This window comes from Gemmobacter sp. LW-1, assembly GCF_001303875.1.
GTDB lineage: Bacteria > Pseudomonadota > Alphaproteobacteria > Rhodobacterales > Rhodobacteraceae > Gemmobacter > Gemmobacter caeni.
Window position 1 is genome coordinate 78,330 of the sequence record NZ_LJSC01000031.1, and the last position, 19,501, is coordinate 97,830.

Sequence of the window (19,501 nt, forward strand, 5' to 3'; positions counted from 1 at the left end):
TGATGGGGGCGGTGGATATGGATATTTGTGCCAGGGTCAAAGAGGACCGGCCGCTTTTGTCGGTTCAGGGCGTGATGAAGCTTTATGGCAGCCGGATCGGCTGTACCGATGTGACGTTCGACCTGTTCCCCGGTGAGGTTCTGGGGATCGTGGGCGAAAGCGGTTCGGGCAAATCCACGCTGCTGGGCTGTCTGGCCGGGCATCTGAAGCCGGATGCGGGGCGCATCCTTTACGATGGCCGTGACATGGGCGCGCTGGGAGAGCCGGAGCGGCGGCGGCTGAGCCGCACCGAATGGGCCTTCGTGCATCAGAATGCCCGCGACGGTTTGCGCATGGGTGTCAGCGCGGGCGGCAATGTCGGCGAGCGGCTGATGGCGGTGGGTGCGCGCAACTATGGCACCATCCGCGACACCGCGGCCGACTGGCTGGGCCGGGTGGAGATTGCCGCCGACCGGATCGACGACCGGCCCTCCGCCTTTTCCGGCGGGATGCAGCAGCGTTTGCAGATCGCGCGCAATCTGGTGACCGGCCCGCGACTGGTGTTCATGGATGAACCGACCGGCGGTCTGGATGTCAGCGTGCAGGCGCGCTTGCTGGATCTTTTGCGCGGGCTTGTGCGCGATCTGGGGCTTTCGGTCGTGATCGTCACCCATGACCTTGCGGTGGTGCGTCTGCTCGCCGACCGGCTGATGGTGATGAAATCGGGCCGGGTGGTGGAACAGGGGCTGACCGATCAGGTGTTGGACGACCCGCAGCACGGGTATACGCAATTGCTGGTATCCTCTGTCTTGCAGGTCTGAACCATGCTTTACGCCTATGCCCCCGCCGACCGGAAACTGAAGCAATTGCCGCAAGGGACCGACCTTGCGCAGGCGGTCTGGGTGGATCTGTACCGCCCGCTCTCCGGTCAGGTGGCTTTGGCGCAGGTTCTGGGGGTCGAGGTGCCGACGCTGGCCGATATGGAAGAGATCGAGGTGTCGAACCGACTCTACCGCGAGGGCAGCGTCGATTATCTGACCGTGGTGCTGCCGGGGTTGAGCGAGACCAAGGCGCCGATGTCCGGCCCGGTCTGTTTCATCCTGCACCCGGACCGGCTGGTGACCGTGCGCCACCACGCGCCGCGCCCGTTCGAGACCTATCCGGAACGGGCAGACAAAGTGGGGCCGGGCTGCGCCGATCCGCGCCGGGTCTTCCTGTCGCTGATGGAGGAAATCGTCGGGCGGCTGGCCGACCTGATGGAAGGCTCGGGCCGGGCGTTGGATGCTCTGATGGCGCGGGTATTCGAGGAAGGTGCGAAGGCCAGCGACGACGCCCTGCAGGAGGCGCTGCGGCAGGTCGCGCGCGAAAGCGATCTCATCAGCCGGGTGCGGCAGTCGCTGCTGACGCTGGAACGTGCGATCAGCTATTTCGGGCAGGCGCTGGACGAGGCCGGCGCGGGCCATGGGTTGCGCCCGGTGGTCAAGGGGTTGATGCGCGATATCCGGGCGCTGGAAGTACATGGCGACTTTCTGACCAGCCGCGTCGCCATGGCCTCTGACGTGACCCTGGGCATGGTGAACCTTGCCCAGAACAAGACGGTGAAGATCGTTTCGGTGGTGGCAGTGATCTTCCTGCCGCCCACGGTGATCGCCTCGGCCTATGGGATGAACTTTGCCCATATGCCGGAATTGCAATGGGCATTCGGCTATCCGATGGCGCTGGCGCTGATGCTGGCCTCGGCGGTGCTGACCTATCTTTTCTTCAAGTGGAAACGCTGGCTATGATCGAGATTACCAATCTTTCCAAGGCCTTTACCCTGCACAATCAGGGCAGCGCCGTGATCCCGGTGATGGCGGGGGCGGCGCTGGCCGTCGCGCCGGGCGAATGTGTCGGGCTGACCGGGCAGTCGGGGTCGGGGAAATCCACGCTGATGCGGATGATCTACGGCAATTACCTGGCCGCGGGGGGTAGCATCCGGGTCGGCGATCTGGATGTCGCTCGCGCCGCCCCGCGCGAGATCATCCGCCTGCGGCGCGAGGTTCTGGGCTATGTCAGTCAGTTCCTGCGCGTGGTGCCGCGCGTGCCGACGCTGGATGTGGTGGCGGAGCCGCTGCTTCAACTGGGCGTGCCGGTCGATGCGGCGCGGGCGCGGGCGGCGGATCTGCTGGCGCGGCTGAACATTGCCGAACGGCTCTGGGGTCTGTCGCCCACCACCTTCTCGGGCGGGGAACAGCAGCGCGTGAACATCGCGCGCGGCTTCGCACATCCCTATCCCGCGCTTTTGCTGGACGAGCCGACGGCCAGTCTGGATGCCGCCAACCGCGAGGTCGTGCTGGGGCTGATCGAGGAAGCCAAGGCGCGCGGCGCGGCCATCGTGGGGATCTTCCATGACGAGGGCGCGCGGGATCGCGTGTGTGACCGGCTGGTCGATGTGACCGGCTTCACCCCGCGTCTGGCGGCCTGATATGCTGGTCGCGGTGGTCGGGCCTTCCGGGGCCGGGAAGGATACGCTGATCTCCGGTGCGGTGGCAGCGCGGCCAGGTCTGCGACTGGTGCGTCGGGTGATCACCCGACCGACCGAGGCCGGGGGCGAGGATTTCGAAGGGGTCAGCCCCGAGGATTTCGCCGCACGCAAGGCCGCCGGGGACTTCGCTCTGGACTGGCAGGCGCATGGGCTGAGCTATGCCATCCCGCAAGCGCAGCTCGCTGCGCCGGGGGTGGTGATCTTCAACGGCTCGCGCCTGGCCCTGCCGCAGGCGCAGGCGCGGTTTCCCGGTCTGCGCGTGATCCTTGTCACCGCGCCGGATGCGGTGCTGGCGCAGCGGCTGGCCGCGCGGGGGCGCGAGCCCGAGGCCGATATCCGCGCCCGGCTGGCCCGTGCGGCCTTCGCACTGCCCGAAGGCATTCAGGCCACCGAGGTGCGCAATGACGGCAGTCTGTCCGAGGGCATAGCGCGGTTTCTGGCGGCGCTTCAGCCGGTCAGGGCGTAGCGATGCAGAAAATGGAAACGCCCCGCGCCATCCTCTCCGAACAGGCACAGATCCTCGATGGCGAAAGGTTGCGGCAGGACCGGGGCAAAATGCGGCTCCAGCACGTTGCGAGCCGCTGCGGCGTCCGGCGCACTCAGGCTGCTGGTAAGCGTCAGGTGGAAGCGGAATTCCTCCATCACGAAGGGATAGCCCCAGCGGTCCAGCAGGGCGCGCTGTCGCGAGCTGAGCCGTTCAGGGCGGCGGCGGGCGATTTCGGCCTCGTTCAGCGGCGCGCGCAGAGCATCGGTGCCTTCGACCACCGCCGCGCCAAGCGCCTGAAGCGCGGCCTCACCGCCTTCGGGGATCAGCGCCAGAAATCCGTGCAGATTGACCAGCCGCAGGCGGTCACAGACGGCGGGCTTCAGACGGCTGGCGAGTTCGGCAACCCCCGCCGCAACCTCATCCTGCCCCAGCCCGTCTGCCGGGCGGAAGGGCGCGCGGATCGTGCCGTGAAAGCCGTATTTACGCGGCTCTGCCGTCAGATCGGCAACAGCGGCAGGAAGACCCGGCAATTGCGGCTGTGGCCGGGGCTCGGCCGCGACCGGGTCCCAGCCCAACCATTCCGCCGCCCGCGCGGCAAAGGCGCCGGGGCGCGGCGCGTAATAGACAGCATAGCGTTTCATCTTTTCCATGGCGGCTGGCCTACCCTGCGACTGTCACAAAGGCGTGACGGTTTCGTGCCATTGCAGCCGCCTGCGCCCGGAACCGCAAGACAGGACTTTCTGAAATGACCGATACGATCCTTGCCAATGCCACCCTTGTTCTGCCGGGAGAAACCCTGCGCGGCCAGGTGCGGCTGTCCGACGGGCGGATTACTGACATCGCCGAGGGGGCCGCCGTGCCTGCGGGTGCCATCGACTGCGCGGGCGACCTGGTGATGCCCGGCCTGATCGAGTTGCATACCGACAATCTGGAACGCCATATCGAGCCGCGCCCGCGTGTCGGCTGGCCGCATCAGGCCGCCATCATCGCCCATGACGCCGAGCTTGCCAGCGTCGGTATCACCACAGTTTTCGACGCGCTGCGCGTCGGGTCTGTCGTGTCGAACAAGAAGGCCAATTACGGCGAATATGCGCGCGCACTGGCCGATGAAATTCTGGACCTGCGGGCGCAGGGCGCGCTGCGGATCAGCCATTTCCTGCATCTGCGCGCCGAGGTCTGTTCGGAAACGCTGGTGGCTGAACTGGCGAAGTTCGGTGCCGAAGATCGCATCGGCATCGTCAGCCTGATGGACCATACACCCGGCGAGCGGCAGTTCCGCGATGTGACCAAGCTGAAGGACTACCTTTGCGGCAAGCATGGCCTCAGCGAGGCAGAGTTTCACAAGCACGTCGCCGACCAGCGCGCCCTGCGCGATCAGGTGGGCGCGGTGCACGAGGCCGCTGTCGTCTCCGAGGCGCGGCGCTTTGGTGCGGTGCTGGCCAGCCATGACGACACGACCGCGCCGCAGGTTGCGGTTTCGGCGGGGCATGGGGTGGATTTCGCCGAATTTCCCACCACGACCGAGGCCGCGCAGGCCTGCCATGACCATGGCATCCGCGTGATGATGGGGGCACCGAACCTCATTCGCGGTGGCAGCCATTCCGGCAATGTCGCGGCGCAGGATCTGGCGCAGGCCGATCTGCTCGATATCGTGTCGTCGGATTATGTGCCCTCGTCGCTGTTGTCGGCGGCGCTGATGCTGGGCGATGTCTGGGGCGATACCGCGCGCGGCATCGCCACCGTGACCGCCGCCCCGGCCGAGGCGACCGGGCTGGAAGATCGCGGCCATCTGGTGCCCGGCGGTCGTGCCGATGTCATCCGCGTCACGCGGATCGGGCAGGCAGGGGCGGTGCGGGGCGTCTGGGTGCAGGGCCGCCGCGTCGCCTGAGCGCAGGTTTCGCTGCACCGCCGCAATCGTCGTGAAACTGCAAGCGAAACGTCATCAAATCGTGGCCTTCCGCGCTCATGGTCTGCTCACGACCCGTGACGGAGCCTTGCCGTGACCCAGCCGGACCGCCGACCCGCCGCCGCTTGCCCGTATCGGACGCTGTTTCTGTCCGACCTGCATCTGGGCGCGCTTGGCGCGCGGCCGGATCTGGTGCTGGCTTTCCTTCAGGCGCACCGGGCCGAGACCTATGTGCTGGTGGGCGACATCCTCGACCTCTGGCACCCGCTGCTGCCTCACTGGAGCGCGGCCGATCAGGCGGTGATCGACCATCTGGTCGCGCGCAAGGCCGAGGGCGCGCGCATCCTTTACCTGCGCGGCAACCACGATCCCTTCCCCGACCGCGCGCCGCAGCATTGCCGCGTTCCGGCCGAGGCGCAGGAAGCACTGATCCATACCACCGCCGACGGGCGTCGCTATCTTGTGCTGCACGGCGATGCCTGCGACGGGCGGCTGTTCCGTGCCCATATCTTCACCCGGCTGGGCAGCCGGATCGACCATGGCCTGCGCCGGTTCGAACGCCTGCTGACCCGCCGCCGCCCCGATACCCCGCCCGAAGCGCGCAGCGCGGTGGACATGCTGCTGACCTCGGTCAATGCGCTGCTGTATCTGGGCCGCGCGCACGAGCGGAAGGTGCTGCGCCTTGCGCGCCGCAAACAGGTTGACGGCGTGATCTGCGGGCATTTCCACATTGCCGGGCTGCATGACGATTTCGGCCTGACCTATGCCAATTGCGGCGACTGGATCGACAGCCTGACCGCGCTGGCCGAAACCGCCGACGGTAGCCTGCGCCTGCTGGATGCGCGCAAGGCACCCGCGCTGCTGCCGGGTCGCGCCGCCGCTGAACCCGAATTTGCAGGTGCCTGATGATCGCCTTTCTGCTTGCCCTTGCCGCTACCGGATTTCTGGTGGCGCATTATGCCTCGGTCCTGCTGTTCCTCGGGCGGCTGAGGGCTGACCGCCCGGCTGCCCCCGGACTGATCGGCACACCGCGCGTGACCCTGCTGCGCCCGGTCTGCGGGCTGGACCCGTTCGATGCCGAGACGCTGCGCAGTTCCTTCGTGCAGGATTACCCCGATTACGACGTGATCTTCTGCGCCGCATCGCCCGACGATCCGGTTCTGCCGCTGATCCGCCACCTGATCGCGGAGCATCCGCAGGTGTCGGCCCGTCTGCTGGTGGGCGAGGCGCGGGTGACGCGCAACCCGAAGATCAACAATGTCTGGAAAGGCTGGTATTCCGATACGGCGGAATGGGTCTGCATGACCGATGCGAACCTGTTGCTGCCGCCCGACTATCTGGCGCGCGTGGTGGCAAGCTGGGGTCCGGCAACGGGGCTTGTGTCCTCCCCCGCCGTGGGTATTCGTCCGCAGGGGTTGGCGGGGCGGCTGGAATGCGCTTTCCTGAACGGCAATCAGGCGCGGTTGCAATTCGCCGCTGACACCCTCGGAAAGGGCTATGCCCAAGGTAAGACCCTGTTCTTCAACAAACCGCTGATCGAGCGTTTCGGCGGACTGACCGTGCTGGGCCGGGAACTCGCCGAGGATGCGGCAGCGACCCGTCTGATCCGCGAGCTGGGCCTGCGGATTCGCCTGACGCCCCTGCCCTTCGCACAGCCGGTGGGGCGGCGCGGCCTTGCGCAGGTCTGGAACCGGCAACTGCGGTGGAGCCGCATCCGTCGCGACGGATTTCCCCGGCTGTTCGGGGCGGAACCGGCGAATGGCGCCGTGCTGCCTGCGCTGCTGTGCCTCGGCGCGCTGGCGGGTGCCGGACTGCCGCCTGCGCTGGCATTGGCCTACCTTGGCCTGTGGTATGCGGCAGAGGCGCGACTGATGCGGCGCGCGGGCTGGCCCTCGGGCTGGCAGGACATCGCGGTGTTGCCCCTGCGCGACCTGATGATACCGGCAATCTGGGGCGCCACCTTCCTGCGCCGTGGCTTCGACTGGCGTGGCAATACCATGGGCTCCGTGCCTGCCCCGGCGCTGCACCCGGCCGAGTGACCCGCCCCCGATGATGCCCCAACCCGATCTGGTCGCCTTGATTCAGCATCATGGCTTGCTGGTGCTGGCCCCTCTGGCCCTGATCGAAGGGCCGGTGGTCACGGTCATCGCGGCCTATCTGGCCCGTCTGGGGCTGATGGACCTGCCTGCCGTGGTGATCTGCGTCATCGTGGCCGATGTGGCTGGCGACGCGCTGTTCTACGCGCTGGGACGCCACGGGCGCCGCCTGGTACGGCAACGCTGGCTCGACCGGATCGGACTGACCCGGCCACGCCTTGCCCGGCTGGTGCGGGCCTTCCGGGCGCAGGGCACGCGGTTGCTGGTGGTGGGCAAGCTGACCCATTCGGCAGGCGCGGCGGTGCTGACGGCGGCGGGCATCGCAAGAATGGATTTCGGGAAGTTCCTGATGGTCAACCTGCTGGCCTCGATCCCGAAAAGCCTGCTGTTCGTCGGGCTGGGCTGGATTTTCGGCTCTGCCTGGCAACGGATCGACGACTGGATCTTCCACGGTGCGCTGGTGCTGACGGCTGTGGTTCTTCTGGCCACAGGCCTGTGGTTCCTGCGCAAAAGAAGGATCGGGCAATGAGCAGCAAGATCACCTGTCTGGTTCCCGCCCATGACGAGGCCGCGCGGATCGGCGCCGTTCTGTCCGTGCTGGTCGGTCATCCGCAGATCGACCGGGTTCTGGTCATCGATGACGGGTCACGCGACGGCACCGCCGAAGTCGCGCAGCAGGCCGGGGCCGAGGTGCTGCGCCTTGTGCCGAACCGGGGCAAGACGCGGGCGCTGGCGCAGGGCATCGCCGCCAGTGACGGCGACTGGCTGCTGCTGATCGACGCAGATCTGACCGGGCTGACTGCGGCGGATATCACGCGGCTGGTCTGGCCGGTTCTGGAGGGCCGTGCCGATGTCAGCCTGTCGCTGCGCGGCAATGCACCCCGGCTTTGGCACTGGCTGGGGGTGGACTACATCTCGGGCGAAAGAATGCTGCCGCGGGCCCTGATCGCGCCGCATCTGGCAGCACTGGACAGCCTGCCGAAGTTCGGCTTCGAGGTGTTCCTGAACCGGCTGATGCTGAAACACGGCATGCGCCCGGCAGTCGTGCGCTGGCCCGGTGTCGCAAGCCCCGCCAAAGCCACCAAACGCGGGCTGTGGCGTGGCATAGCCTCGGACGTGCTGATGATCGTCGACATTCTGCGCGCTACTGGCCCGCTGACGGTGCTGAGCCAGATCGCCAGCCTGACGCGGCAGGTGCGCTAGCCGCCGTATTTCTCAAGGAAAGCCTCGGCAGGCAGGCTGCGGAAATCGGGCAGCGCCCGGCGCAGTGTCGCGTGATCCCAGTCCCACCAGCCCAGCGCCAGCAGGCGGTCAGCCACCTGCGGCGTGAACCGCGCACGCAGCGGCACGGCGGGGCAGCCTGCCACGATCATGAAGGGTGCCACATCGCGCGTGACCACCGCACCAGAGGCGACGATGGCACCGGCGCCGATGGCCACCTCGGGCTTGATGATCGCACCATGGCCGATCCAGCAATCAGGCCCCAGCGTGCTGCGCCGGGCCGCGCGGGCGGCAAAGAAGGCCGGATCATCCACGGCATCCTCCCAATAGTAAGAGGAGCGATACAGGAAATGATGCTGCGCGGCATGGGTGAACGGGTGATCCGTCGGCCCGATCCTTGTCATGGCGGCGATGTTCGAAAATTTGCCGACGCTCGTATTGGCGATGTCGGCCATGCGGTCGCAATAGGCATAATCCCCGAAGTCGGAGTTCAGCACGCGGCTGCCCTCGCCCACCTCGCAATAGGCGCCGAAGGTGGAATTGACGATCTGGCAGCCCGGATGAACGAAGGCTTCGGTGGCGGAGAGTTTCGGCACGGGTTTATCCCTTGATAAGCTTCTTGCGCAGCCAGCCCGACAGGCTGTCCATCGCCATGACCATCAGCACGATCAGCACCATGTAATAGGCGACCTCTTCCCAGTCTTTCTGGGTGATGATGGCCTGGGTCAACAGCAGGCCGATGCCGCCGCCGACGATGGCGCCGATCACCGTGGCGCTGCGGGTGTTGGATTCGAGGTAGTAAAGCACCTGGCTCACCAGCACCGGCGTCACCTGCGGGATCACCCCGAACCGTGCGCGCTGCACGGCGCTGGCGCCGGTGGAGCGGATGCCCTCCACCTGTTTCTCGTCGATGTTTTCCAGCGCTTCCGAGAACATCTTGCCGAAACTGCCGGTGTCGGTCAGCAGGATGGCCAGCGCGCCGGTCATCGGGCCGGGGCCGAAGGCCCGGCTGAGGATGATGGTCCAGATCAGCCCGTCCACGCCGCGGATGAAATCGAACACACGGCGCATGGCAAAGCGCAGCGGCCCCAGCGGCATGAAGTTGCGCGCGGCCAGAAAGCCCAGCGGCAGGGCGATCACTGCCGCCCCCATGGTGCCAAGGAAGGCCATCAGCACGGTTTCAAACATCGCCCAGGCGACGTCGCCATGACGCCACATGCGGTTGTTCCAGAACTCGGACAGCATATAGCCCAGATTACCGCGCGCAGGGTCCACCCGATCCCCCCACAGCGCCAGCGCGGCCAGTTCGCCCACGCCCTTGCCTGCGAAGGGACTGTCGAGTGTGAAGAAGAACAGCTCCCACCCTGGCTGGTAGCGGAAGGTTTCAACCTTCGACCGGGTATAGGCGAAGCGCCCGGCATCCGTGGTGACGCTGACCCGGTTGTCAGAGGCGTTGATCCAGTCTGGCAGCGGTTCAGGCGCGGTCAGGCGCAGCTTGCCGTCTTCGGGCGCGATGTCGATGGTGCCGTAGCCCGGCACCACATAGCGCGCACCGGCCGCGTCATAAGTGACGATATTGCCGCCGCCGAGGTCGATGACCGTGGTGTCGCCCGCCTGCGTCACCCAGTCGGGCAACTGGCCTTCGGGATAAGCCCCTTTCGCCTCGCCTTCGATGGCGACGCTCAGCCTGCCGCTGCGGTTGTCGCGGGTCACATGGGTCTTGTAGGACCAGAAATCCGACAAAAGGATGACCGCATTGTCAGGCCGCATCCGCGCGGCAATGCCCGCGATATCGAAGGCAAAGAAGATATAGACGAAATAGGCGCAGATCACCGCGGGCACCGCCAGCGCCATGCGGCGACGCAAGGTAAAACGCCGGATGACCGTTTCGGTCAGCGGAGCGCGGGCCCCGGTAAAATCGGTCACGGCCATGTTCAGCGCCCCCTCACCAGTTTTTCACGCGCGCGGTCCGACAGGCGGTCGATGGCCACAATTGTCAGGAACAAAAGCAGGAAGATCGCGACGACCTCGTCATATCGCCCCTGCCCCCATTGCATCGCCAGTTTCAGATCGTGGCCAATACCGCCCTCGCCCACGAAGCCAAGGATGGCCGAGGCGCGCACATTGATTTCAAAGCGCAGCAGCGCATAGCTGAGCCAGTTCGGCGCCACCTGCGGGATGACACCGAGCCACATCTTCTGGCCCCATGTGGCACCCACCGAGGTCAGCCCCTCGACCGGCTTCAGATCGGCATTTTCGGCCACTTCGGAAAACAGCTTCCCCAGTGCCCCCGAGGTATGCAGGGCGATGGCGATGACTGCCGGAACCGGGCCACCGCCCAGAAGGTAGATCAGCACAAGCGCGATGACGATTTCGGGCACGGCGCGAAAGGCATCCATCATGCGGCGGAACACGCCGGTGAGGCGCGGCCAGCGCGACAGCCCCCGCGTGGACAGCAAGGCCAGCACCATGGCGGCCAGCCCGCCCGCAAGTGTGGACACCGCCGCGATGTTGATCGTCTCGATCAGCGAGGGCACATGCGCCCAGATCAGGCCCGGCACCTCGGCCCGTTTGGCCCAGGCTTCGGAAATCACTTCCGAAGGAAAGGCAAAGACCTGCGGCAACCCGTCGATGAACCCGCCCGCATTGCGGCTTTCGGCGAGACGGAAACCCGAGGCCATCAGCGCCACGAACAGCATCAGCAGAATCCCGCCATACATGCGGCGGCGACGCACCAGATCAAGATAGGCGTCGCGCCCGTTCGTGGGGCCGGGGCCTTTGTCGCCCTGCGGGCCGAAGGCGATATCTACCATTGTGCAGTCCTGTTGCGGGGCCGGAAAAGAAATTGCCGGGCTCCCTTCAGGGAACCCGGCGACACGTCAGAAAAACTCACATGCCTTCTTGCAGCTTCCGGGCCGCAACGATGCCCAGATACTCGTCATGGGTAACCGGAACGAAGTCTTTGGCTTCGCCCGCAGCCACGCCATAGGCGCAATCCTTGTCGGTTTCATGAAGATCGGCGGTCAGCGCGATCACCTTGTCCTTGACGTCCTGCGGCAGCGCCTTGCGCACCACCATCGGACCTTCCGGGATCAGCTTCGACTTCCAGATTTCCACGAGGTCATTCATGTCGACGAGGCCCGCATCGGCAGCCTTGCGGAAGGCGCCGGAATTGTAGCCGTCTTCCCAATTGCCCAGACCGTCAGCCCAGCTCACGCCAGCCGCGAAATCGCCCTTGGCAACGCCGACGATGGTTTGCTCGTGGCCGCCCGAGAATTTCACTTCACCGAAGTAATCTTCCAGCTTGCCATACTTCTCTTGCAGCTCTGCACCCGGCACCAGATAGCCCGAGGTCGAGTTCGGTTCACCGAAGGCAAAGACCTTGCCCTTGGCATCCTCGATCGAGGCGATGCCCGAATCCTTGCGGGCGAAACCGATCGAGTAGTAGCCGGTCGAGCCGTCCATGTTCTGCTTGGTCAGAACCGGCTCCACCGCTTCCGGGTCGGTCAGGTAGATCTTGGCATAACCCGAGGCGCCCAGCCACGCGAGGTCAAGCGTGCCGCCCAGCAGGCCCTGGATCACGCCGTCATAATCGGCCGGGGTAAAGACCTTGACCGGCACGCCCAGCGCCTCTTCGATCTTCGCGCGATAGCATTCGTTCGAGGTCATGCGATCCTGGGCGTTTTCGCCGCCAAGAATACCCACGTTGAACTGGGTGATGCCTTCGGCACTGGCGGCGCCGGTCAGCGCGGTGGTCGCGGCAAGGGCGAGGAGGAGGTGTTTCATCGATGTGCTCCGGGTTCTGCCCTGCATTCTGCGGGGCGGGTGAAACGGGTTCAGTTGGCCAGCATCCGCTCGGCCCAGGCCCGGTCGGGCGCGGTATCGGCGGGAATGGCGGTCGAGGTCGCGGCCTCGTTGAAGCTGTCGTCGGCGCCGTAGATGTCGCGCGCGACGCCGGTCGAAAGCTGTTCCGGCGTGCCGTCAAAGACGATGCGGCCGTCCCGCATGCCGATCACCCGGTCGCAATAGCGCCGCGCGGTATCCAGCGTGTGCAGGTTGGCAATGACCATGCGGCCATCCTCGACATTGATGCGCTTCAGCGTGTCCATCACAATCTGCGCATTCATCGGGTCGAGGCTGGCAATGGGTTCGTCAGCAAGGATGATACGGGGGTCCTGCATCAGCGCCCGCGCGATGGCGACGCGCTGCTGCTGGCCACCCGAAAGCGCCTCGGCCCGTTTCGGCGCCTGCTCGGCGATGCCCAGCCGGTCAAGGATTTCCAGCGCCTTCAGGATGTCGGCGCGGGGCCAGAGGTTGAACAGCGTTTGCAGGGTGGACCGACGGTTCAGAATGCCATGCAGCACGTTCGAGGCCACATCCATGCGTGGCACAAGGTTGAACTGCTGGAAGATCATCGCGCAGTCACTTTGCCAGGCGCGGGCGGCGGCACCTTTCAGCGCAAGGATATCACGACCCTCAACCATGATCTGTCCGGCGCTGGCGTCGGTCAGGCGGTTCATCATGCGCAGGAAGGTCGACTTGCCCGCACCGGACCGGCCAATGATCCCCACGAAGGCGGGGCGGTCGATATCAAAGCTGATCGCGTCCACCGCGGCCTTCTGGCCGAACACGCGCGATACATTGCGGACTTGCAGCATCCCCGTCCCTTCCGTTCGAGTCGGGGCGATTGCTATGCGGGCCGCATGACAGCCACGCCAAAGTCAGGTGACGACTTGGTGACAATGCGGGCGAACAGGGTGGAAAGCCGGTTGGTCACGCCCCTGAAGCGAGGGCAGCACCGCGCGGTACCGCCCTCTGGTTGCCGCGCCGGGCTTCAGCGGTCAAACATCGCCAGCTTTGCGAAATCAAGCTGTTCCAGCACCGGAATCATCGCCGCTGGCTCCATCCCCTGCGCCTGCACCAGCACCCGGTTGCCGACCAGCGCCGACAGGTCGGTTCCCTGCTCCAGCATATCCTGCCCGCCAACCTTGGTGACCTTACCCATCATCTGCATCATCTGCGCGTTGCCCAGCATCCCCGCCATCGAGGCCACCAGCGGGCTGTCCGCCGTCAGCGTCAGGGTGAATCCGTTGCCATCAGCATCGGAGTAGCGCGCGGAAATCAGCGTTCCGGCCATGCCCATCATCGCCATGCCATTGGCAGCTTCGGCATCGACCTCACGCGTCCAGCCCGAAGGCGCCTCGGGCAGCAGGGCTTGCAGTCGCTTCGATTGCAGGGCCTGCACCGCCTTCCCGGCAGCAATCACCTGCGCCGCGGTCCCGTTCAGGTCACCCGCTTCATAAGCCGCTTTCGCAGCGTCGAGCGCGTCGGTTACCTCGTCGGCAAAAGCAGGCGTGGCCAGCACAAATCCGGCACAGGCGGCAAAAATGGCTTTCTTCAGCATATCTTCCTCGTGTTCTGAAATCCGTCAGCCCCGCAGAAAAACCGGAGCCAGTGCACACCTGACGCGAGGAAGTCGCCCTGGTCCAGCAGAAACCGACATTCGGGTGGCATTTCCTTCCGCCGCCGTGCCACCCGTTCCATCGGACAACCGGTTCGCAACCGGCCCGGTTACGACGGGTTTCCTATCGGAAACGACATTTCCGCTTGCAAGAATCTCAGGGCTTCCGTAATCCCGGCGGCGGGACACCTCTCCCCAACGAGGGTGGCAGGTCATACCGTTTTTTTCCTTTCATTTCCTTCGGTTGTAACTTCTGCACCGTCAACCTGTGCCAGATTTGTGTCAAAAATGTCTTCGGTGACGGTGCGGTCATCAAGAGCGTGCATGTAGGTGCGCAGCACGATTGCCGGGTCTTTCCAGCCGCCAGCCTTGGCGATGGTCTTCACGTCGCGGCCTTTGCGCAGCATCGTGGTAGCGAAGCCATGGCGGCAGCAGTGCGGGGTCAGGGGCGCAATCCCGGCACGCGCCGCGACGTTGTTCCAGACCTTGCTGACGCTGCTACTGCACGCATAGCTGAACACCAGATCGTCGGGGTTCCGGTTGCTCGGGATGTTCGCCAGCGCCGCCACAACCGTGGCAGGAAGATGCGCCTGCCGAATGAAACGGGTCTTCGTCTGGTTGATAGTCGCCAGCCGGTCGGACAGCTTCACAGCGCCCCACGTCAGCGCCACCGCCTCACCGATCCGCGCGCCCGTGCCGAACATGAACAGGCACAGGGCTGCGAGGTGCGGCAGGCCATCGGCCACCGCCTGCGCCGCGAATGCCGCCACCCACTCGGGGGTTGCGGGCGTCTTCTCCTGCGACACGACGGTGAACCGCTTCACCTTGATATGACGGCACCAGCCCATTTGAGCCGCGAAGTTGATCACGGCAGCGGTGGGCACGATCACTTGCCGGTTCCATGTTGCCTCCCCGGCAGCCGGATAGAGCTTCCGTGCAGATTGGCGGATTGCCTCGGGGGTGATCGTCTTGACGCGGGTTTCCTTCCAGTGATCCGCAATCGGTTTCAGGAACCTGTCAGGCTTCCCGGCTTCCAGATATGCCAGCATCGCCTGCGCCATGGTCAGGACTTCCTCGGCGCCATCGAGATGACGGCGCCATTCTCTTGCTTCGGCTTCCGCCGCGACGCGCTGCGCTGTTGCTTTGTCAGTCGCGCCTGTAGAGCCTCGTATCCGCCGCCCGGCAACGGTGCCCCGGTAGTGCCAGATGCGCCCCCGGAGGTAGATTTCATGCGGCATTGTGTGGCCTCCTTGATCAGCGGCATATGCTCGGGGAAGATCGCAAGAGTCCGGCCAAAGACGCAGCACGCCCCGATGTTCCGCACCAGATCGCGGAAGGCCCGAACCGACATGCGGAAATGCGGGGCCAGTTCCTCGGGCGTGGTAAAGTCGGGGCGCAGGTCGGTCATCAGTCGTCAAGCCCTTCGGTCCAACGGTGAAGGCCCATGGCCTCATACTCGTTTTCAGCGGCAACCAGCAGGAACCCGGCAATCTGAGGGGGGATGGTTGCCGCCAAGCGTTCGCAGTCCAGAACCGTCAGCATGTCGAAGTCACGCCCGGCCAGTTCGGCCAGGTCGGCAACACGCAGAGTCGTGATGCCGTAGGTCTTGCCATCCTTCGTGTCCCCATCGGCCAGCGTGACCGCATACCGCTTGCCGGTCGTGGGGATGCCAACCTTGCGGGCGAGAAACCGATTGATCACGGTTTCGGCCAACCCGGCGCCATAGTTGAACGCCGTGGCCAAGGGCATCGCCCTGCCATGCTGCGACAGGCGCAGGCCAATCCAGATCGCCACCACGTCACGCAGGGAGTATTTCCAGCGCCCGTTTTCTTCTGCGGTGCCGATCAGGTTCAGCAGGTCGCGGCGGCGCCAGTCGCGCAGATGCTCGGGGGGAGCATCGGTAATGGTCGCGACGGCGCCGGGGGAGTAGGTCGGTTCGGTAAAGGTTGTCATGTTTTTCACCATGTGAGTTCTACACCATTATCCATGGTATATTCACACGGTCAAGTCTTATCGCTTTCGGGCCAGTCCTGCACAATCAGAGCTTCCAGCGCATCACCTATAGCGATGATGGCCTGCCGCTTCTTGCCCACCGCCGTGTCGAGACGGTCGCCAGCGAAGTCAAAGAGCAGGGTTTGCAGCGCCAGCACCAGCCCTTCGGCCTGTGACAGCGTGAGTTCGAGGCGGTTGCGTTCGGCGCAGATTTCTTCTCGGGTGAGCGGCGTAATCATGCTGCACCCCCTTTCAGCGCCGCGTGGTGGTAGGACAGAACAAGGCCGCGCTCGTCGCCCAGAAAGAACCAATCAAGGTTCAAGCCGTTGCGGCGGGCATAAGTCAGCAGATCGCGGGAAAAGGTCAGATCCTCGCCCTTGCCCTCGGTGATGCGCTCGGGCGGCGTGGTGCGGGTCCATTCCGCGAACAGGGCGAGGCGTTCAAGCGCACCGCCAGGCACGCCGGTATCGGTCCCCGAAGCGGGGTTACTGGTGGTCATAGCTGTCTCCTTGGGTCAGGTGGTGGGTTGCAGATCGTCGCGCGCCATCGCCGCACGCAAAACAAATACGACTTCCGCATTGAGCGAACGAAGGTTCTTAGCGGCTTCGGCGGCAATTTGAGCCTTAAGCTCAGCCGGAAGCCTGATCCGCATTATGGTGTCAGTTTGATTCATTGCGCTGCACTCCGATCAATGCCACACATTGGTGCCATGGTGTGGCATTGTCAGTCAAGCGCAAAGTGTGGCATTGGTGCGGCATGGCACGCGATGACCTTCATTTCCGACTCCGAATCCCAGAGGCGCTTAAGGCGCAGTTGGAAGAATCCGCAGCATCGAATAACCGCAGCGTGACGGCTGAAATTGTTTCCAGACTGGAACGGTCGTTTTCAGTTGTTCCCGAATGGGAAAATGCAATTGAGAACATGAATGATCTTTGGAAGCGGGTAGAGGTGCTAGAAGGCATGGTTCAAGATCATGATGAGCGCCTTAATCCCGGCAAGCATGACTGGCGATAAGGCCGAGGTCCAGATATTCGACGCGCGCAAAATTGCGCCCGCTCCGCATCCCGCAGCTTGCGCGCCTCGTGGATTTCGTCGCGGCGAAGGCCAAGGTCGGCGGCGGTGGCGGGGACTGCGTTGCGGTCATCAACGCAGTCAGGACGCCCGCCTCCTTTCGACACCTCCCCCCGCTCCTGCGCCGCGTCATACTCGTCCGCCAGACGCATCTTGGCGCGGGCGCGGATGGGGTGTCCTCAATTTTGAGGAGACCCCACGCGCGCACGGAAAGGCTCGGGCTAAGTTCAACTTAGGCCGTCAGGGCGAAGGAGACCCCACGCGCGCACGGAAAGGCCGGAGCGCATCCGCAGCCCCGGCCCGTGATCGCCCCCGGTTTCCAGCCGTGACGATCTGCGCCGCGCCCGCCAGAAAGGGAAACGGGCCGCGCCTTGACGGGGTTTTCGGCTTGGCTGTTGCCGGGCACTCACCGTCTGATCCCGGATGCTTCGGCGCATGGCCGGGCGCATCCTTGCCCAATCCTCAAGCGGCGTTGTCGCCTTCGCCCCAGTTCACCATGGTCATTGCGGTATTCACCTCAGCCGGTGACAGGCCGAGTTCCTTGGAGCGGCCCATGGCCTCGATCAGCGTCATCAGCGCGCGGGCACGGCCCGAAACGTCGAAGGCTTGCAGCGGGCGCAAGGTGTCGATCTGGACCGGCGCGGCCAGCTTGGCGCTTGCTTCCTCGGCCAGCAGCGCGGCAATCGGTTGCAGGGTCCACATGGCGAGGTGACGTTGCGCCTCGCGCACCAGCGGCCCCTGTGCCGTAGATGCGAACATGCCGGGCAGAACGCCGAAGGCCGCGAGGATGGAGCCGCGCGCCGCCTCAAGCGACTGCGTTGCCAGAGAGCGGGACAGGTCGGGCGTCACGTCATTGGATGCCCAATCCTGCGCCGGAGCCGGACCACCGGCTGCCGTCACGTTCACGCTTTCCCGCAGAAGCACGCTGCCGCGCCGCCCCCGGAAGCTGCGCCCCAGCGTCTCAAGGCTGGTTTCGGAGCCTTCGGGGAATGGCACGATTTGCGAACCCAGAGGGGCGTTTTCGTAGACCTCGGCCAGCGCTGTTTCCAGCGTATGCAGCAGGCCAGCGGTAAGCGATGACCGCCGCAGGGGCGGGGTGCCCGACCATGGCGCCACATGGTCCGATCCGATGCGCAGGTGCAGCACCTCAGCCGCCAGCGCGGTTTCGGAACGTGGCCCGGACACATCCGACACGCTGACGCGATAGGCGCGGGGCTTGCCGTCGCGGGTCGAGAGTTCCCAATCGGCGCAGGACACAAGCCGGTCTTCGCGGATCAGGAAGACGCATTCGCCGCGCAGGGCCAGCGTCCGACCGATCAGCGCCATGGAATGCCGGTCAAGCAGATCGGTGCCTTGCACATCGGCCAGGGCGAAACAGCCCTCCCACATGGAAACGCAGGTTTGCGCCGTCGCGGTCAGGTCGGCAAGCCCGGTTCTGCCTGCGATGTAGCTGGACCGCGCAGCCATGATTTCGGCGGTGTAGCCGGTGCCAGATGACCGCTTTTCCTGCGACCGCCCGAAGATGCGTTGAATAAGGCCCATGTCATGCCCTCCGATAAGGGCGCAGCAGATCGCCCGCGCCGCTGTTCACCAAGGCCCGCGCCATCCATGCCGGATTGCGGTCAAACTTCACGTCAATGGCGCTGCCGATTGAGTAGGACATTGACGACACGCCCGCCCGGCCCATGCGCATTGAAGGCTTCACATCCTCGGCCATGTATTCGGCAAGGCGCCGGAAAGCTTCCAGCACCGCCGCAGGGGGCGTGCCGCTGCCCACTGTTGCGGTGATGCGGTAAGGCACGTCACAGGCCAGCACATAGCCGCCCAGAGGCGAAGGGGGCGGGAATACCTCCACCCACGCATCTGCCTGCCATGCCTCCACCGTCTGCACCGTCGCCGGGGTCAGAGGTGGAACCCATTCGCCCGGCCCCTCCACCGTCCAGACAACAGCGCGCGCCGTCCAGCGATGCGCAATCCACGCCTCGATCCGCTGCCAGATCATTGCGGCGTCCAGCGCGGCCGCATCAGCACTCAGGCCCTCGGGGCTATCGGGATATGTTGCCGGGATGGCCTCGGCTTGCTTGATCGTTACCGCCATCAGAGCCTCCACCGATTGAGGGGATTGGCCGGGACGGTCAGACCGCCGCGCGTTACGGTCCAACTGCGTGCCTCGATTTCTTCGGCGCTGGCCTCCTTGTAGGCGGGCACTGTCACGAGGGAGAGTTCGTAAAGCAGAGCGGCCCAGATGTGGCGGATCAGCGCGAGACCGTCTTGCGGGTCTTCTTCCTCCACCGTCTCAGCATCCGGCACGGTGCGCTCTGGCGGGATGCGAAAGCCGGGGGAAATGCCGGTGATCAGGCCAGCGATGAAACCGGCGAGGAAGTCGGAGCCATACGGGCTATCGACGATCTCGGGCACGATGACCGCCTCAAAGGTCAAGGCGTCATCGGTGTCGCGCAGATCCAGCGTTCCAGCCCCGCGCGATGCTAGGGGCCGGTCGTAGCTGTGCCCGACGAGGAGGTGAATATCCTCGTCGGATTTCTCGACCCGATAGGCGAAGGCGCGCGGCTCAATCACTTCCTTCCGGGGACGGCCCTTCTTACCGCCATCGGAGAGAATCGCCCGCTTGCCATAAGGGAAGCGACCGCGAAGGCGGCGCGACTTTCCGCGCCCCGCCCGCAGTTCAAGGTCGCAGGTATCAACACCGCCCCAGAGCATTACGCCACCTCGACGCCGGTCAGCAGTTGCAGTTGCGAGGCCCGCG

General features: G+C 65.2%; 26 protein-coding genes. 10 read left to right on the forward strand and 16 right to left on the reverse strand.

The window, feature by feature from the left end; translation table 11 throughout:
- Window positions 1–2 precede the first annotated feature (2 nt).
- From phnK to phnN, 4 genes are read left to right on the forward strand one after another with little or no spacing between them, the layout of a single operon-like run.
- Window positions 3–800 (forward strand): phosphonate C-P lyase system protein PhnK, encoded by a 798-nt coding sequence (gene phnK, locus AO684_RS06535; RefSeq protein WP_235451224.1) that lies wholly within the window; start codon window positions 3–5, stop codon window positions 798–800.
- Window positions 801–803: 3 nt separating this feature from the next.
- On the forward strand, window positions 804–1,763 hold the full coding sequence (locus AO684_RS06540; RefSeq protein ID WP_054301937.1) for a magnesium transporter CorA family protein: 960 nt from the start codon (window positions 804–806) through the stop codon (window positions 1,761–1,763).
- A complete protein-coding gene (phnL, locus tag AO684_RS06545; protein WP_054301938.1) occupies window positions 1,760–2,443 on the forward strand; it encodes a phosphonate C-P lyase system protein PhnL in 684 nt (227 codons plus the stop codon). Before AO684_RS06540 ends, phnL begins: the two co-directional genes overlap by 4 nt.
- 1 nt (window position 2,444) lies before the next feature.
- The gene (phnN, locus tag AO684_RS06550; RefSeq protein WP_054301939.1) at window positions 2,445–2,969 is read left to right on the forward strand and encodes a phosphonate metabolism protein/1,5-bisphosphokinase (PRPP-forming) PhnN; all 525 of its coding nucleotides are present in this window, start codon (window positions 2,445–2,447) and stop codon (window positions 2,967–2,969) included.
- On the opposite strand, the gene AO684_RS06555 is transcribed toward phnN, so the two are convergent.
- Complete coding sequence (locus AO684_RS06555) at window positions 2,951–3,640, reverse strand: DUF1045 domain-containing protein (protein WP_054301940.1); 690 nt, start codon at window positions 3,638–3,640, stop codon at window positions 2,951–2,953. The two genes, phnN and AO684_RS06555, sit on opposite strands and share 19 nt — an antisense overlap.
- Window positions 3,641–3,735: 95 nt before the next feature.
- Between AO684_RS06555 and AO684_RS06560 the strand changes: the two genes are divergently transcribed.
- The 5 genes from AO684_RS06560 to AO684_RS06580 all read left to right on the forward strand — a co-directional run bounded on the left by AO684_RS06560 (window position 3,736) and on the right by AO684_RS06580 (window position 8,195).
- Complete coding sequence (locus AO684_RS06560; RefSeq protein ID WP_054301941.1) at window positions 3,736–4,878, forward strand: alpha-D-ribose 1-methylphosphonate 5-triphosphate diphosphatase; 1,143 nt, start codon at window positions 3,736–3,738, stop codon at window positions 4,876–4,878.
- Window positions 4,879–4,989: 111 nt separating this feature from the next.
- Window positions 4,990–5,802, forward strand: coding sequence for a UDP-2,3-diacylglucosamine diphosphatase (locus AO684_RS06565; RefSeq protein WP_054301942.1), 813 nt, complete (start codon window positions 4,990–4,992; stop codon window positions 5,800–5,802).
- Window positions 5,802–6,935 carry a ceramide glucosyltransferase gene (locus AO684_RS06570; protein ID WP_054301943.1) on the forward strand — a complete coding sequence of 378 codons (1,134 nt, stop codon included), beginning with the start codon at window positions 5,802–5,804 and terminating at the stop codon, window positions 6,933–6,935. Before AO684_RS06565 ends, AO684_RS06570 begins: the two co-directional genes overlap by 1 nt.
- A gap of 10 nt (window positions 6,936–6,945) precedes the next feature.
- Complete coding sequence (locus tag AO684_RS06575; RefSeq protein WP_054301944.1) at window positions 6,946–7,521, forward strand: DedA family protein; 576 nt, start codon at window positions 6,946–6,948, stop codon at window positions 7,519–7,521.
- Window positions 7,518–8,195, forward strand: coding sequence for a glycosyltransferase family 2 protein (locus AO684_RS06580; protein ID WP_054301945.1), 678 nt, complete (start codon window positions 7,518–7,520; stop codon window positions 8,193–8,195). Before AO684_RS06575 ends, AO684_RS06580 begins: the two co-directional genes overlap by 4 nt.
- On the opposite strand, the gene AO684_RS06585 is transcribed toward AO684_RS06580, so the two are convergent.
- From AO684_RS06585 to AO684_RS21240, 12 genes are all read right to left on the reverse strand, one after another.
- A complete protein-coding gene (locus AO684_RS06585) occupies window positions 8,192–8,809 on the reverse strand; it encodes a chloramphenicol acetyltransferase (protein WP_054301946.1) in 618 nt (205 codons plus the stop codon). The two genes, AO684_RS06580 and AO684_RS06585, sit on opposite strands and share 4 nt — an antisense overlap.
- A 4-nt stretch (window positions 8,810–8,813) precedes the next feature.
- Entirely contained in the window at window positions 8,814–10,145 is a 1,332-nt protein-coding gene (gene phnE, locus AO684_RS06590; RefSeq protein WP_054301947.1) for a phosphonate ABC transporter, permease protein PhnE, read from the reverse strand.
- A gap of 2 nt (window positions 10,146–10,147) precedes the next feature.
- Entirely contained in the window at window positions 10,148–11,026 is an 879-nt protein-coding gene (gene phnE, locus AO684_RS06595; RefSeq protein WP_054301948.1) for a phosphonate ABC transporter, permease protein PhnE, read from the reverse strand.
- A 76-nt stretch (window positions 11,027–11,102) separates the two neighbouring features.
- Window positions 11,103–11,999 (reverse strand): phosphonate ABC transporter substrate-binding protein, encoded by an 897-nt coding sequence (gene phnD / locus AO684_RS06600; protein ID WP_054301949.1) that lies wholly within the window; start codon window positions 11,997–11,999, stop codon window positions 11,103–11,105.
- 50 nt (window positions 12,000–12,049) lie between these two features.
- Entirely contained in the window at window positions 12,050–12,871 is an 822-nt protein-coding gene (phnC, locus tag AO684_RS06605) for a phosphonate ABC transporter ATP-binding protein (RefSeq protein ID WP_054301950.1), read from the reverse strand.
- Window positions 12,872–13,047: 176 nt separating this feature from the next.
- Window positions 13,048–13,617 (reverse strand): hypothetical protein, encoded by a 570-nt coding sequence (locus tag AO684_RS21790; RefSeq protein ID WP_054301951.1) that lies wholly within the window; start codon window positions 13,615–13,617, stop codon window positions 13,048–13,050.
- A 269-nt stretch (window positions 13,618–13,886) separates the two neighbouring features.
- Entirely contained in the window at window positions 13,887–14,735 is an 849-nt protein-coding gene (locus tag AO684_RS06615; protein WP_235451225.1) for a tyrosine-type recombinase/integrase, read from the reverse strand.
- A gap of 2 nt (window positions 14,736–14,737) precedes the next feature.
- The gene (locus AO684_RS22175) at window positions 14,738–15,082 is read right to left on the reverse strand and encodes a hypothetical protein (protein WP_235451226.1); all 345 of its coding nucleotides are present in this window, start codon (window positions 15,080–15,082) and stop codon (window positions 14,738–14,740) included.
- Complete coding sequence (locus tag AO684_RS06620; protein WP_152968369.1) at window positions 15,082–15,627, reverse strand: hypothetical protein; 546 nt, start codon at window positions 15,625–15,627, stop codon at window positions 15,082–15,084. Before AO684_RS06620 ends, AO684_RS22175 begins: the two co-directional genes overlap by 1 nt.
- A gap of 50 nt (window positions 15,628–15,677) precedes the next feature.
- Window positions 15,678–15,905, reverse strand: coding sequence for a hypothetical protein (locus AO684_RS06625; protein WP_054301954.1), 228 nt, complete (start codon window positions 15,903–15,905; stop codon window positions 15,678–15,680).
- Window positions 15,902–16,165: a hypothetical protein gene (locus tag AO684_RS06630; protein WP_054301955.1), complete on the reverse strand. Its 264-nt coding sequence runs from the start codon at window positions 16,163–16,165 to the stop codon at window positions 15,902–15,904. Before AO684_RS06630 ends, AO684_RS06625 begins: the two co-directional genes overlap by 4 nt.
- Window positions 16,166–16,180: 15 nt before the next feature.
- The gene (locus AO684_RS21240; RefSeq protein WP_082400776.1) at window positions 16,181–16,339 is read right to left on the reverse strand and encodes an Arc family DNA-binding protein; all 159 of its coding nucleotides are present in this window, start codon (window positions 16,337–16,339) and stop codon (window positions 16,181–16,183) included.
- An 83-nt stretch (window positions 16,340–16,422) separates the two neighbouring features.
- On the opposite strand from AO684_RS21240, the gene AO684_RS21245 reads away from it, so the two are divergent.
- Entirely contained in the window at window positions 16,423–16,680 is a 258-nt protein-coding gene (locus AO684_RS21245; protein ID WP_082400777.1) for an Arc family DNA-binding protein, read from the forward strand.
- Window positions 16,681–17,199: 519 nt separating this feature from the next.
- On the opposite strand, the gene AO684_RS06635 is transcribed toward AO684_RS21245, so the two are convergent.
- The 3 genes from AO684_RS06635 to AO684_RS06645 form a co-directional block, all read right to left on the reverse strand.
- Window positions 17,200–18,279 carry a phage portal protein gene (locus tag AO684_RS06635; RefSeq protein WP_054301956.1) on the reverse strand — a complete coding sequence of 360 codons (1,080 nt, stop codon included), beginning with the start codon at window positions 18,277–18,279 and terminating at the stop codon, window positions 17,200–17,202.
- A 1-nt stretch (window position 18,280) separates the two neighbouring features.
- Window positions 18,281–18,835: a hypothetical protein gene (locus AO684_RS06640; protein ID WP_054301957.1), complete on the reverse strand. Its 555-nt coding sequence runs from the start codon at window positions 18,833–18,835 to the stop codon at window positions 18,281–18,283.
- On the reverse strand, window positions 18,835–19,501 hold a 667-nt coding region (locus tag AO684_RS06645; RefSeq protein WP_235451227.1), incomplete at its 5' end, for an HK97 family phage prohead protease. The genes AO684_RS06640 and AO684_RS06645, both read right to left, overlap by 1 nt.

Excerpts from the sequence above, each read along its gene's own strand:
- AO684_RS06540 (WP_054301937.1), top strand. The coding sequence starts at position 804 with ATGCTTTACGCCTATGCCCCCGCCGACCGGAAACTGAAGCAATTGCCG.
- AO684_RS06635 (WP_054301956.1), bottom strand. The coding sequence starts at position 18,279 with ATGGGCCTTATTCAACGCATCTTCGGGCGGTCGCAGGAAAAGCGGTCA.
- phnE (WP_054301948.1), bottom strand. The coding sequence starts at position 11,026 with ATGGTAGATATCGCCTTCGGCCCGCAGGGCGACAAAGGCCCCGGCCCC.
- phnN (WP_054301939.1), top strand. The coding sequence starts at position 2,445 with ATGCTGGTCGCGGTGGTCGGGCCTTCCGGGGCCGGGAAGGATACGCTG.
- AO684_RS06625 (WP_054301954.1), bottom strand. The coding sequence starts at position 15,905 with ATGATTACGCCGCTCACCCGAGAAGAAATCTGCGCCGAACGCAACCGC.
- AO684_RS06640 (WP_054301957.1), bottom strand. The coding sequence starts at position 18,835 with ATGGCGGTAACGATCAAGCAAGCCGAGGCCATCCCGGCAACATATCCC.
- phnK (WP_235451224.1), top strand. The coding sequence starts at position 3 with ATGGGGGCGGTGGATATGGATATTTGTGCCAGGGTCAAAGAGGACCGG.
- AO684_RS06615 (WP_235451225.1), bottom strand. The coding sequence starts at position 14,735 with ATGGCGCAGGCGATGCTGGCATATCTGGAAGCCGGGAAGCCTGACAGG.
- AO684_RS21790 (WP_054301951.1), bottom strand. The coding sequence starts at position 13,617 with ATGCTGAAGAAAGCCATTTTTGCCGCCTGTGCCGGATTTGTGCTGGCC.
- phnE (WP_054301947.1), bottom strand. The coding sequence starts at position 10,145 with ATGGCCGTGACCGATTTTACCGGGGCCCGCGCTCCGCTGACCGAAACG.
- AO684_RS06560 (WP_054301941.1), top strand. The coding sequence starts at position 3,736 with ATGACCGATACGATCCTTGCCAATGCCACCCTTGTTCTGCCGGGAGAA.
- AO684_RS06555 (WP_054301940.1), bottom strand. The coding sequence starts at position 3,640 with ATGGAAAAGATGAAACGCTATGCTGTCTATTACGCGCCGCGCCCCGGC.
- AO684_RS21240 (WP_082400776.1), bottom strand. The coding sequence starts at position 16,339 with ATGAATCAAACTGACACCATAATGCGGATCAGGCTTCCGGCTGAGCTT.
- phnC (WP_054301950.1), bottom strand. The coding sequence starts at position 12,871 with ATGCTGCAAGTCCGCAATGTATCGCGCGTGTTCGGCCAGAAGGCCGCG.
- AO684_RS06580 (WP_054301945.1), top strand. The coding sequence starts at position 7,518 with ATGAGCAGCAAGATCACCTGTCTGGTTCCCGCCCATGACGAGGCCGCG.
- AO684_RS06620 (WP_152968369.1), bottom strand. The coding sequence starts at position 15,627 with ATGACAACCTTTACCGAACCGACCTACTCCCCCGGCGCCGTCGCGACC.
- phnL (WP_054301938.1), top strand. The coding sequence starts at position 1,760 with ATGATCGAGATTACCAATCTTTCCAAGGCCTTTACCCTGCACAATCAG.
- AO684_RS06630 (WP_054301955.1), bottom strand. The coding sequence starts at position 16,165 with ATGACCACCAGTAACCCCGCTTCGGGGACCGATACCGGCGTGCCTGGC.
- AO684_RS06570 (WP_054301943.1), top strand. The coding sequence starts at position 5,802 with ATGATCGCCTTTCTGCTTGCCCTTGCCGCTACCGGATTTCTGGTGGCG.
- AO684_RS22175 (WP_235451226.1), bottom strand. The coding sequence starts at position 15,082 with ATGACCGACCTGCGCCCCGACTTTACCACGCCCGAGGAACTGGCCCCG.
- AO684_RS06575 (WP_054301944.1), top strand. The coding sequence starts at position 6,946 with ATGATGCCCCAACCCGATCTGGTCGCCTTGATTCAGCATCATGGCTTG.
- phnD (WP_054301949.1), bottom strand. The coding sequence starts at position 11,999 with ATGAAACACCTCCTCCTCGCCCTTGCCGCGACCACCGCGCTGACCGGC.
- AO684_RS21245 (WP_082400777.1), top strand. The coding sequence starts at position 16,423 with ATGGCACGCGATGACCTTCATTTCCGACTCCGAATCCCAGAGGCGCTT.